This window comes from Anaeroplasma sp. (assembly GCF_034179385.1).
Taxonomy (GTDB): Bacteria; Bacillota_I; Bacilli_A; order Acholeplasmatales; family Anaeroplasmataceae; genus Anaeroplasma.
Genome location: NZ_JAXFPY010000115.1, coordinates 24,975 through 38,173, shown reverse-complemented (window position 1 = coordinate 38,173; position 13,199 = coordinate 24,975). Strand labels below are relative to the sequence as shown.

The 13,199-nt window shown below is 31.8% G+C and carries 13 protein-coding genes; all 13 read left to right on the top strand.

Annotated features, from left to right (window positions below; translation table 11 throughout):
* Positions 1-141: 141 nt before the first annotated feature.
* Complete coding sequence (locus tag SPJ17_RS07705; protein WP_321094422.1) at positions 142-2,112, top strand: EAL domain-containing protein; 1,971 nt, start codon at positions 142-144, stop codon at positions 2,110-2,112.
* 138 nt (positions 2,113-2,250) lie between these two features.
* Positions 2,251-2,913 (top strand): hydrogenase nickel incorporation protein HypB, encoded by a 663-nt coding sequence (gene hypB / locus SPJ17_RS07700; protein WP_321094420.1) that lies wholly within the window; start codon positions 2,251-2,253, stop codon positions 2,911-2,913.
* A gap of 21 nt (positions 2,914-2,934) precedes the next feature.
* Positions 2,935-5,880 carry an FAD-dependent oxidoreductase gene (locus tag SPJ17_RS07695; RefSeq protein ID WP_321094417.1) on the top strand — a complete coding sequence of 982 codons (2,946 nt, stop codon included), beginning with the start codon at positions 2,935-2,937 and terminating at the stop codon, positions 5,878-5,880.
* Positions 5,880-6,230, top strand: a complete 351-nt coding sequence (locus tag SPJ17_RS07690) for a hydrogenase maturation nickel metallochaperone HypA (RefSeq protein WP_321094415.1) — start codon at positions 5,880-5,882, stop codon at positions 6,228-6,230. Before SPJ17_RS07695 ends, SPJ17_RS07690 begins: the two co-directional genes overlap by 1 nt.
* A 78-nt stretch (positions 6,231-6,308) precedes the next feature.
* Positions 6,309-8,225, top strand: a complete 1,917-nt coding sequence (locus SPJ17_RS07685) for a hypothetical protein (protein WP_321094413.1) — start codon at positions 6,309-6,311, stop codon at positions 8,223-8,225.
* 56 nt (positions 8,226-8,281) lie between these two features.
* On the top strand, positions 8,282-8,797 hold the full coding sequence (locus tag SPJ17_RS07680) for a hypothetical protein (RefSeq protein ID WP_321094410.1): 516 nt from the start codon (positions 8,282-8,284) through the stop codon (positions 8,795-8,797).
* A 3-nt stretch (positions 8,798-8,800) separates the two neighbouring features.
* The gene (locus SPJ17_RS07675) at positions 8,801-8,980 is read left to right on the top strand and encodes a DUF4250 domain-containing protein (RefSeq protein WP_321094406.1); all 180 of its coding nucleotides are present in this window, start codon (positions 8,801-8,803) and stop codon (positions 8,978-8,980) included.
* Positions 8,981-9,098: 118 nt separating this feature from the next.
* Positions 9,099-9,941: an RluA family pseudouridine synthase gene (locus SPJ17_RS07670; RefSeq protein WP_321094403.1), complete on the top strand. Its 843-nt coding sequence runs from the start codon at positions 9,099-9,101 to the stop codon at positions 9,939-9,941.
* Positions 9,929-10,180: a DUF1292 domain-containing protein gene (locus tag SPJ17_RS07665; protein ID WP_321094400.1), complete on the top strand. Its 252-nt coding sequence runs from the start codon at positions 9,929-9,931 to the stop codon at positions 10,178-10,180. Before SPJ17_RS07670 ends, SPJ17_RS07665 begins: the two co-directional genes overlap by 13 nt.
* A 100-nt stretch (positions 10,181-10,280) precedes the next feature.
* Positions 10,281-10,919, top strand: a complete 639-nt coding sequence (locus tag SPJ17_RS07660) for a hypothetical protein (RefSeq protein ID WP_321094397.1) — start codon at positions 10,281-10,283, stop codon at positions 10,917-10,919.
* On the top strand, positions 10,916-11,773 hold the full coding sequence (locus SPJ17_RS07655; protein ID WP_321094395.1) for a hypothetical protein: 858 nt from the start codon (positions 10,916-10,918) through the stop codon (positions 11,771-11,773). Before SPJ17_RS07660 ends, SPJ17_RS07655 begins: the two co-directional genes overlap by 4 nt.
* Complete coding sequence (locus tag SPJ17_RS07650; RefSeq protein WP_321094392.1) at positions 11,766-12,380, top strand: ATP-binding cassette domain-containing protein; 615 nt, start codon at positions 11,766-11,768, stop codon at positions 12,378-12,380. The genes SPJ17_RS07655 and SPJ17_RS07650 overlap by 8 nt, the downstream gene beginning before the upstream one ends.
* On the top strand, positions 12,340-13,083 hold the full coding sequence (locus SPJ17_RS07645; RefSeq protein WP_321094389.1) for a hypothetical protein: 744 nt from the start codon (positions 12,340-12,342) through the stop codon (positions 13,081-13,083). Before SPJ17_RS07650 ends, SPJ17_RS07645 begins: the two co-directional genes overlap by 41 nt.
* Positions 13,084-13,199: the final 116 nt, after the last annotated feature.

Here is a 13,199-nt window from a genome sequence, read left to right as displayed (position 1 = left end):
AAAAGAGGCCATTAGGCCTCATAGGTGAAAAATAAATTTATTTAGTTTTCACTTTTGTTATAACATGTATTTTCAGAAAGAATTGAAAGCGCTTTTTATTAATGGTATAATAACTATAATTATGAAAAGGGTGAGAATCGTATGATCGGAGAATATTTTATTTATTTAGATTTCTGTGCAATCGCATTATTCTTAGGAATGATTTTTACAGTAATTTATAGAAAAAGCATAATTACCTCAAGAGGGAAATTCTTTTTGGCTATGCTACTCTTTGGCTTAATATCTGGTATTGCAGATATATTATCTATTAACAGTAGTTTAAATTCCTTAGTAGTATATATTTTTAATGTTATATATTTTGCAACAAGAACTCTTATTGCCTTAAGTTTTTGCTTATACATGATTTCTTTAACAGATAATTGGCATAAATATAAGAATGGTCCATGGAGAATTCTATTATTATTCATACCATCTATTCTAGTTATTGGACTTTTAATTTCAAATTACTGGACACATTGGGTATTTGATGTAAGTGATGGTAAATATATAAGAGGTATGCTCATCGATTATGGTATTATGTATATTTGTACATTCGTTTATTTCTTAATTGCATTAATCTATTTTATTATTTATCGAGAATTCTTTAATCGAGTAAAGAAATTTGCTATTATACAGGTATATCCTATATTGATTATTGTTCTATTATTTCAAGCCTTTCGTATGAATTGGTTAATTGAAATCTTTGCAACTGCATTTTTTAGCTTAATTTTAATGAATATACTTGAACGTCCTGAAGAAATCTATGAGCCTGAAATAGGCCTTAAAAAATTTACAGCCTTCCAAGAGGATTCTTATAAGGCTGCAAGAACGAAAAAGGTGATTTCCTTAGTTTTTGTTAAAATTGTAAATGATGTAAGGTTAACTTCTAAAATGAATTATGGCAAGCAAATCTCCTTAAGAAAGAGTATTGGTGATTTATTAAAATCTACCGCAAAGGATTTTTCACTTAAGGGTGATTTCTATTATTTAGGTGTAGGTGAATATGCGATTGCATTAAAAGATTTAAAGAAGGATAATTCTGAATCCTATGCTATGACCGTAAGAAGAAGATTAAATGTACCAATTAAGACGGATTTTGGTATTGTTGATTTATATTCTAATGTAGCCCTAGTACATTGCCCAGAGGATATAAGTAATACGGAAACAGCAATTAACTTCGTTGAAAATTTTGTTCATATTCCTAGTGTCCTAGATTCTGTATTAGAGTTATCTAAGATGCCAAATAGAAGAGACTTTGAGGTTCGTATGAATATGTCCTCTATTATTAAGAAAGGCTTAATGGATAAAAAATTTGAGGTATATTTTCAGCCTATTTATTCGGTTAAGGAGGAAAGCTTTACTCGTGCTGAGGCACTTTTAAGATTATATGATGATAAATATGGTGAAATAGAGCCTAAGGATTTCATTCCTGAGGCAGAAAGAAATGGTACGATTCATAAGATTGGTGATATTGTATTCGATAAGGTATGTGAATTTATTGCATCAGATGATTTTAAAACGTTAGGTCTTGAGAAAATAGAAATTAATCTATCTACCGTACAGTGTATGCATGAGGATTTACCAATCCATATTATGGATGCAGTTAAAAGATATGGTATATCTCCTAGCGCAATCAATTTAGATATTACCGAAAGTAAAGATGCATATTCTCATAAGATGATGGAAGATAATATAAAGGTTCTAAAGGAATTAGGCTTTAGCTTCTCCTTAGATGATTATGGAAAGGGATATTCGAATTTAGATCATGTTACTCAAATGCCTGTAGATGCAATTAAGCTTGATAGATCTCTAACTTTGAGTGATAATCCTGAGATTCAGGTAATGTTTTCTCATTCTTTGAAGCTCATTAAGGATTTGAAGAAGAAAGTTGTTATTGAGGGCGTTGAAAATGAAGATATTTTAAATATGTTTGAAACATCTTTATGTGATTATATTCAAGGATATTATTTTTCAAAGCCTTTACCAAAGAAGGATTTCATTGATTTCCTTTATAAGAAGAAGGGCTTAATTAAAGAAGATCAAGCTTTAGAAAATGAGCAAATGGAGCAATAATTTGCTCCTTTTTTGGGCATGAGTGTTGTTATTGTATATTTTGTTTTTATGTTTAAAAAATTCACTCTTTTGTTTACTTTTTTTGGCTTCCATTTATTAAAAATAAATGTTAGAATGAAAATATGAGGTACTATTTTTATGAATGACATAGATATATTGCTTGTTAAGGAAAGTATTTTCGATAACAATAACGAAAGAGCTTCTTTGCTTAGGGATGAGCTAAAGAAAAAGAAATTATTTTTTGTGAATGTGATGTCATCTCCTGGGGCGGGGAAGACAACTACGCTTATTTCCTTAATAAAAAAATTAGAGGATCGATATAATATTGCTGTAATGGAAGCGGATATTGATTCGGATTTTGATGCCAAAAGAATAAAAAGCGAGACAAAGGCAAGAGTAATTCAGCTACATACGGGTGGAATGTGTCATCTTGATTCAGATATGACAAGACAGGGTATGGAGAAAATGGGTATTGAGGGGATTGATTTATGCTTCTTAGAAAACATTGGAAACCTGGTTTGTCCTGCTGAATTTGATACAGGAGCACACCTAAATATGGTTATATTATCCGTTCCAGAGGGCGATGATAAGCCAGTGAAGTATCCACTTATGTTTCAGGTTGCTGATTTTGTCCTCATCAATAAAATCGATACATTACCTATATTCGATTTTAATATTGAGGAATGCAGTAGGGTTATTTTAAAAAGGAATCCTAATGCAAAAATTTTTAAAGTTTCTGCACTTAAGGATGAAGGTATTGATATTTTAGCAAATGAATTCGTAAGAAGAATGGAAAAATAAAAGGAGAAAAGGGGAATTTTTATGGGCAAAAAAATAGGAAAGTATGATGTAGTACCAACCTATCCTGGTTCTAGGAGCAAGTTTGAAGGAGAAAAAGCACCAAGAGAAAAGATTATTAAGTTAGGCAAAAAGATTACCGATGTTTTAGATCATAAGCTTCATGGTGTTTCATCAAAGGATCCAGAGTATTGGGGTCTTGCAGAAATATTAACAGATGAAATGTGCGATATAGCACTAAAAATGAAAATAAGAAAGCCTTATACCTTCCAAGAAATGACAAAACTATGTCCAGATAATGCTAAAGATCCTGAGCATTTTCAAAAGGTTTTAGATGAAATGGCATATATTGGACTCTTAGAGCTCGATTGGGGTTACCATTTTGATCACAATGGTAGAACTGCTCCAATGGATAAGGATGTAAGATATATTCTAACCTTATTCGTACCAGGCTCTGCAGAGATGTTTAATATGGAAGAAACTCCGGATTGTAAAAACCCAAGACTTGATGAGCACCCTGCAGTAGGTAATTTCTTTGAAAGAATGACCTATATTCCACTTGCAGGCATTACCCAAATGGTACCTGAGGGTGGTTCTGGTGTTGGTATGCATGTCATTCCAGTTGAGGAAGCCATTTCTATGAACAATGAGGCCTTAGATATTGAAAAATTATCCTATTGGCTAAAGAAATACGATGGAGAAATTGGCGTTGGACAGTGCTCCTGTAGATCATCAAGAAAGCTTTTAGGTACAGAAGAAGAGCCCGAAGGCTGTGCAGATGATGAATGGGGCTGGTGCATTGGTATTGGTGATTTCGCGAGATATTGTAGGGAAACTGGTAAGGGACACCCAATTACTGCAGATGAGGCTATTGCTATATTAAAGAAGGCAGAGGAGCAGGGCTTCGTTCACCAAATTACAAATATCGATGGTGAGAATAAAATCTTTGGTATTTGTAATTGTAATGTAAATATTTGTAATGCATTAAGAACATCCCAATTATTTAACACTCCAAATCTATCAAGAAGTGCATATACCGCACAAGTTACAAAGGAAAACTGTGTTGCTTGCGGAAGGTGCGTAGAATATTGTCCTACAGGTGCAGTTAAGCTTGGCCAAAAGCTATGCACGAAGCAAGGTGAAATCGTATATCCTCGTCAAGAGCTTCCAGATTGGAATAAATGGGGTCCAGATAAGTGGGATCCGGACTATAGAGACCATAATCGAATCAATTGTTATGACACAGGTACTGCACCTTGTAAGACAGCATGTCCTGCACATATTGCGATTCAAGGCTATTTAAAGATGGCAGCTCAAGGAAGATATGAGGATGCACTTGCTTTAATTAAGAAGGAAAATCCATTCCCTGCGGTTTGTGGCAGAATCTGTAATAAGCGCTGTGAGGCTGCATGTACTAGAGGTACAGTAGATGAGGCAATCGCTATCGATGCAGTTAAGAAATTTATTGCAGAAAGAGATTTACATGCAAAGACACGCTATATCCCTAAGGTTGAAATGGCAGTATCCCCTGCAAGACAAATTAAAATTGATCATTGGGAGCAAAAGATTGCCATTATTGGTGCTGGTCCTGCAGGCTTATCCTGTGCATATTATTTAGCAATTAAGGGCTATAAGCCAGTAGTATTTGAAAAGAACGAGAAGCCAGGTGGAATGATGCTTTATGGTATTCCATCCTATAAGCTTGAAAAGGATGTCATCGAAGCTGAAATTGATATCATTCGTGAGCTTGGCGTTGAAATAAGATGTGGCGTTGAGGTTGGTAAGGATATTACGATTGAGGAATTGAGGAATCAAGGCTTCCAGGCCTTCTATTTAGCTATTGGTTGCCAGGGTGGTAACCTACCTGGAATTGTAGGAGAAGATGCAAAGGGTGTATTAACTGCAGTTGATTTCTTGCATGATGCAACACTCAACAATACGACAAAATGGGATTTTGATTGTGTTGTTGTTGGTGGTGGTAATGTTGCAGTTGATGCTGCAAGAACCGCAAAGAGATTCACATCGGGTAAGGTCACTATGCTTTCTTTAGAGGAAAGAGATGCAATGCCTGCATCTAAGGATGAAATTGAAGAAACCCTAGAGGATGGTATTGAAATCTTAAATGCTTGGGGTCCAAAGGAAATTATTAAGGATAAGGATGGTAATGTATCCTCTATTGTATTTAAGAAGTGTACACAAACTATAGATCCTAAGACGAAAGCATTTAGTCCTTTATACAATGAAAATGAAACGATTGAAATTAAATGTAAGCATGTTATTTTTGCGATTGGTCAAAAAGTTATCTATGGCGATCTATTAAAGGGTACTAAGGTTGAATTTGGTAGAGGTAATAGACCTATTGCCGATCCACTAACCTATCAGACTAAGGAGAAGGATATCTTCGTTGGTGGAGATGTTTATACAGGTCCTAAGTTTGTTATTGATGCTATCGCTCAGGGTAAGAATGCTAGTGAATCCTTACATAGATTTGTTCATAAGGGTGCATCCTTAACTATCGGTAGAAATAGAAGAGACTTCATTGAATTAGATAAGGAAAATATCGTACTTGGTGAATATGATACAGCAAAGCGTCAGGTTGAAGCTCAATCTAAGGATTATAAGCCATTATCCTTCAAGGATTATTCTGGTACATTAACGGAAGAGCAGGTTAAGATTGAAACCGCTAGATGCTTAGGCTGTGGTGCCTCTATAGTAGATCCGAATAAGTGCATTGGCTGTGGTTTATGTACAACAAAATGTGAATTTGATGCAATCCACTTAGTAAGAGATCATCCTCATGCATCGGATATGAGATCTACAGATGAAAAATTCAAATATATCCTACCTTATGCAGCAAAGCGTGCATTCAAGATTTTATTTAAGGTAAAGCCTGAGGCTCAAAAGAAATATGAGAAGGAATATAAGGCTTACCAAAAGAGAGTTCATGATGCAAAGAAGGAATCTAGATAATGCATGAGCTTGGCGTTACCTTTACAGTAATTAAAAGAGTCGAAGAGGTTGCAAAGGAAAACAACGTTAAGCATGTTTCTAAGGTAACCTTGTCCTTAGGGGAGGTATCTACCGTAATCAAGGAGCAATTAATTGACTGCTGGAATTGGGCTGTAAAGAATAAATCCGAAGTATTATATGGCGCTACCCTAGATGTAGAACAAATTCCGGCAATTACATATTGTGAGGATTGTAAGGGGGAATATAGCACCGTAAAATATGGCAAGACCTGTCCATATTGTAATTCAAAGAATACTTGGCTTAAGCAAGGTAATGAATTCATTATAAAAGATATAACCGTCGATGAATAAGCACTCGTTTGAGTGCTTTTCTTGTTTCTTCACTATCAAAATGGTATAATAAGACAAATCAGTAAAAAGGAGGCACCTATGGAAGATAAATTATTAATAAAAAAATATGAAAGCTTTTTAAAGCTAAACCATTTAATTATATCCAAAGAAAGTGCCACGGATTTTATTGATTTAGAGGGAATGGGCTCTATAATGGAGCTTTCTATGGAATATGTAAAAAAAGGCCTTACTATGCATAGTAAGGTGACGAAAAATAAATATTTTAACAATGCATTAATCATAAACCCAGATAACTTTTTAGCTAAAATATCCATTATTGAAAATGATGGATATGAATTAGAACGCTATAAAGAGGTACTTAATCTAGAATATGATAGACTTTTAAAAAATGATTTTTTAGAGCCAAAATATTATGAAAACAATATCGTTGATTTCTCTAAATATCAGGATACCTTTAATTATATCAAAGGCTTAAGGAGCTTTTATATTTCCCTAGTTGGAAATAATTTATTTGAAGATGCAGTTAAGATTGGTGATGAAATCTTAGAATTAAATCCAACGGATATCTTCCATATTAAATCTAGCCTTGCGTTTCTATACCTATCCTTAGGAGATACTAAGGAAGCCTTAAATTTATTTTTGAATGATAATGGTATTATCCTAGGTACAAAGGAGCTTGTATATGCCTTTGTTGCCTACTTAAATTTAGAAGAGGAGAAATCCTTAGAGTATTTATCCGATTTAGAGGCAGCAAATCCCTATTTATATCGCTTAATTACAGGTGAGGTTGTCCTTGGTAATCCTTTCAATGTAGAACAAAAAATATCGGATTCTATTCATGTATATTTGTCCTTCTTAGTTTTAGGAGATTTAATTCAAGGATTTACAAAGATAATAGAAAAATCAAAATTAGAGCATCCTATCCTAAAGGGCTTAACAAAGGATGAACTCGATATATTAAAGGTAACTATATTCGAAAATATTACCTATGTGAATACAGAATATATAAAAAGAGAAGCGAAGAAATACCATCTCGTCGATTATGTTTCTTCCTTTAGTGATGGAAGAATGGAATCCATTATTCTTGCCCTAAATTCAAGAGGAATCCTTCATAATGGTCAAATTACAACCTATGGCTTTGTCGTAAGAGATGCTTTAACGGATTATTTATTTCATGAAGCGAAAAGATTAAAGGATTTAGCAGAAGAAGCATTTTTAAATCATCTTGATCATCAAGGAATGGATTATCTTCTTGATGCACTCGATTATTCTCCAAATGATTTCTATTTAAAACGAGATATTTTATTTCATAAATCTCCCTTTGATTTTAATTATGCTAGGGTCTTAATTCATGAATTAGGTGCATTATATTCAAATTATTTATCCTATACCATTTATTCTGAGATTAAGGAAAGACAAGCACTAGTGGAAACTTTAGATGAAATTCATTATAGGTATTACCTTGAGGCATATAAGCTAAAGGGCATTCCAGGGCTGCTTGATGCATACCATGGAGTAGAAAATCAATTCACAAAATATACGAATTTGATTCAAATGGCACAGTATTTGAATCATGAAAACCTCGAGGATGATTCTATGCATCTATTCTATAGCTTATATAAGGAATATAAAGAAAAGGGTAAAATGAATTATAATAAAATTATTCAAATATTAAAAAAATCCAAAATGGAATATGCGGATGTAAAAAGAGGCATAAATAGAATACCATATAAGATTATCGATGAAGCCTTTTATTATAATTATAAAAGTGTACTTGAGGCGATTCCTCTAGATGAAATATTAAGCAAAGAGGAATATGAGACTCTAAGAGTAATTTATGTTGGTGGAAAGATAAGGGAAGAGGCGAAAGCCTCCTATTCCTATTTATTGAATTCAAGAAATCTTGAAAAATTCCTCTTTTTAAAATCAAAAAGAAATAAGGATGAATATGAGCTTAGAGACTTTGTGGTAGATTATTTTAATAAAAAGAAATAATTATACATAATTCTGCGTTATTTTTATTATATCTTAAAGAAGAAGGAAGTGATACTATGACAATAGAGGAAAAAAAGGTGCTTACTGCCTTACATATTATGGAGCTTACTCCAGATCATACGATAACAAGATTAGAGCTTAAGGAAAGATTTTTATTCTTAAGTGAAAAATATATGGATCATAGTGAAAAATATAATAAAATGAAGAATGCCTATGATTATTTATATGATCATATGGAATTATTAAATGAGGCTATTCATAATCAATTAAATCCAGAACATGAGACTCATGAATATAGCTATTCATGGGAGGATGTTAAAGAAGTTCAAGGAGAAGTAGTAGAGGATAGTCCTGTGAATGAGGCTACATTCAATAGAAATGAATTACCTAAGGTAAAGGATAGACCTACGGTTTTTGCTGCTGTATTATCCTTTGTATCTCCTTTTATAGGTATTATTATGTTCATTTTGACAAGAAGGGTTACGCCAAAGTCCTCATTCTTGTATTTATCCTTAGCTATCGTAGGCTTAATTGCTTCCTATTTCCTTATGTTTTTCTTTTTCATGGGGTAGCCTATGTTACCTAAAAATCCAATTCTATTATTATCTATTGTGAATACGAAGCTTAGAGATTTTTATTCCAATTTCGATGAATTATGTCAAGATTTAGATGAATCTAAGGATGAGATTATAGATATATTAGCTCGTGCTGGTTATATCTATGATAAGGAAATCAATCAATTCCGCGAAAGATAAGATTTATGACAAAATAGAGAAATGTGTTTCATGCCATTTCTCTATTTTTTTATTTATAAGATTGATAAAAAAATTGGTTTCTTAGTGAAACCATTTTATTTTGTGGTAAAATATCTACATGAGATTAGAATATATAGTTGAAAATGACAATATCCGTCTATCAGAGGAGCTTAAGCTTCATACAACCAAAAAATTATATAGAAGTATAAAATCGAAAAATCTTAAGATATATGTAAATGGTATAGAAACAAAAACCTATCTTATGGTAAAAAAAGGAGATAGGATTACCATAGATTATGATAACGAAAAGGAAATTGAATGGCCACTTTATGAATCTAGCTTAGATATATATTACGAGGATTCCAATTATTTAATTGTCAACAAAAGAGCACATTTGTTATCTATTCCAACAAAGGCAGAGCCTAAAAGTATCTATCAAGAGGTTTTATATTACCTAAAGAATAAGAATGAGCCATTAACGATATCCATATTAAATCGATTAGATAAGGAAACATCAGGGCTTATGATGATTGCTAAAAATAGGATTGCTGCAAATTTAATGCAGCCAACCCATGAAAAAATGGAAAGATTTTACATTTGTAAAACACACGGGTTATGGGATATAAAGGAAGGTATTATTGATAATTATATCGAAAAGGATATAAATTCCAATAAAAGATTTATATCTACAACAGGTAAAAGAGCAATATCTTATTATAAGGTAATTAAGGAAGTAGATGGAGCTTCTTACCTCATGTTTCATTTAAAAACAGGTAGAACACATCAAATAAGATTACATACGTCCTATATGAAACATCCAATATTTGGAGATACTATGTATGGAATAGAGGATGGTAGTACTATAATGGCTCTTTCAAGCTATAAGATTATGTTCCATCATCCTTATTTAAATAAAGATATTGAAATAGAACTAAAAGGAGAATTCGAATGGGAAAAATAGAAACAATAAAATTCACAGGTGAAAATGGAAAAGAAATGACGTTTGAAATCATCGCGGATTTAACCTATGAGGATTATAATTATTTAATCCTAAGGCCCTTAAAAAAATATGATGATTTAGAACCGGATCAGGCAATTGTCTTTCGTGTAGAATCCACAGTCGATGGAGATACCTATATCATCGAAGAAAATGATGAGATTATCGATGCAATAGAAGAAATATATAACTCCGAACTATAAAGACCATCTTGGTCTTTTTTATTTTTTTCATCTTTTTTTAGTTTACGTGAAAATTTTTTTAAGATTTTGACTATTTATTATATGAAAGGTGGAAAAGAACATGAAAAAAAGATTAATTATTTTATTTCTTATTTTTGGAGCATTGTTTTTTAGCTCTTGTATCAATACTCATGCGGCAGAATCCTCAGATTACCTATCCTATAGTGAGATTATGCTATCGAGTGGGAAGCTCATTAGGTACTATACAAAGGAGGAATATTTAGAATTAGTAAGAAAAACAGAAGGAGGTTATTGGATGGATGTTGTTGTTGTTATAGACAATAAGGCAGTCGATGGATCCTATATATCCAATACCTTATATAGTGTTGAAAACACATCGAAGACAGCTATTGAATATAATTTGGAATATTCGATTGAAACGAATAATAAGGTATCCTTCCAAACGAGCGAATCCTTATCGGCATCTGGTGGTAGCACCATAAAAAAGGTGAAGGTTGAATGTGCAGCTAAGGCCTCCGTTGATTACTCAACAACAACCTCAACTTCAGTGAAGGAAAAAAGAACGATGAAGCTTACGGTTGAGCCAAACTCAAGGCTAATCGTTTATTTAACCGGGGAGATTACCTTAACGAACGGTGTATGTGCCGTTTATTATTGGTGGAATAGATGGTATGTTGGGGCATTTGAATTTGTAACCTTAAAGAGTCAATTTTCAAAGATGGAGAAAAGAAGTATATGAAAAAAGGAATATGTATTACCTTCCTATTGCTTATAGCATCTACGATCTTTTTAATTTTTTATTCAAAGGAAAAGATAACCTCCTATGAATATTATTCACCCATAGAGGGGAAGGCATATATCTATGATAGTGAAAGAGAAATCTCCTTTGATGTTTATTCCTTTGATAAGAATAGCTTAATTAAAAATCCAGAATTAAATATTTATACCTTAAAGCTTGATCAAACATCGATTGTTTTAGATTCTATTAGATGTAATACCTTTGATTTTAAGGATTATTCCATTATAAGGATTTATGCAAAAATGCCTAAGATGACAAGTGATGAATATTATAGTAAGGAATCCATTTTAGAGATTAAGAATCAAAAATTTATTCTCACCCTAAAATATGGAGCATTTTCCATATTAAACCCCATATCCTATTCCTTATTATCGATATCGAATCTTTATGGTACCTATACTTATATGAATCAATCCTTAATTCTATCTGGGATTAATATAACACTTACTAATGATTATGAATATATGAGTAGCTTAAGAATAGGAAATGCTTGTTATGGCATATTATCTAAGGCATTATTTGATACCAAATTAGATAATATTTGTGATTTAAATAAAATATATGATTCCTATAATCCAAACTATGTAGAGGAAACTAATATCATACATCTATCCTCCAATACATTATTTATCCCCTTAGGGTATAGAAATATAAACTTAATTCGAATGGGGTATATAGTAATCACAGTAGATACAAAAACCTATTATATCGATACCTTTGATTTTATGACGAATATGTATGATTTTAATGAATATAAGAATATGATGGAAAAAGGAGGAATTAGCTATGCTTAATTTAGTTTCCTTAGAAAAGAAATATAAGGATCATATTGTTTTTTCTAATATGAATATAGAATTTACAAAGGGGAATCTTTATATTCTTATGGGCGCAAACGGAAGTGGTAAATCGACCATTTTAAAGCTTGTTGCAGGAATAATTTATAAGACGGATGGAAAGATTATAAAGGATGGTGTTGTATCCTATTTACCGGATAAGTTTAGTATGCCTAAGCTTATGAAGGTTAAAAATTATTTATATGAAATTTTCTATGATAGAAAGGATAAAAACGAACTCTACGGAAATTTGATGAAAACCTATCAAATCCCCAATAAGAGAATAGGGGATTTATCTAAAGGTAATTTACAAAAGCTTGGTATATTGCAAATATTAAGCCTTGATGCAGATATCTATTTATTTGATGAGCCACTCGATGGCTTAGATGATTATGCAAAAAAGGTATTTCGTGAGGCGATTAAAGAAAAATTAAAGGAAAAGAAAATAGTTTTAATATCCTTGCATAATAAAAGCTATTTTAATGAGCTAAATCCAATTGTAATTGAGGTAAAGGAGGGAATGGTCTATGAGAAGAAAAGAAGGAAGGAAATGGATGAATCTAATTAGTCTATATTTGAATTATGTATTTCAAAAGAGTACAGTTATCATATTTTTCGTCTCTATTTTATTTATGATTTTGGCATTCATCATCATTATAAATCCAAATTTTGATATGGATTTGTATAAAATAAATCCAGCAAGCTTTCATGAAAAATATTTTATGCAATCCTTATTTGTATTATCTATATTCAATGGTATTTTAGTTACAACAATATCGATAATTTATATGCTACAATCGAATTCCTTTGATGCATTATTTTTATCCTACACGAAAAGAAGTATGCTGTGTATTTCAAAAATTATTGCTGCAAGCATATTGTTTTTATTACTTTCGATATTTGAATTTGTTTTACTTTATGGATTACCCTTAATTTTATATCCATCCTTCAAGATGGATAGGAAAGCCTTACTTTCGATTATTTATATTTTTTCAGCTATGCTTTTTGATTTTGCCTTATCTATTGTACTTGTTGTATGGATACCAAATATCTTTTCTCCTATGGTTATTTTGTTTTTATCCATAGTAAAAAATATGCTTACCACAAGCTTTCAAGCGATAAAGAATATAGGAGGTGAAATACTACCTATATTATGCTATAAAGATGGTTATATTTCTATGCAAAGCATCTATATAACTCCTATATTTTCGCTCCTTTTATTTTTAGTCTATTTTTCTATTTATAATATCAAAGATATTAAAATAACTTAATTTTACTCATTTTCAGCAAATTTTCTCCGTATTCTCAATGTCATTTTCAGTGGATTTTCGTAAACATTTCGAGTTTTTTGAATAAAGGTCATTTTAATTGAATTTACATTTAAAAT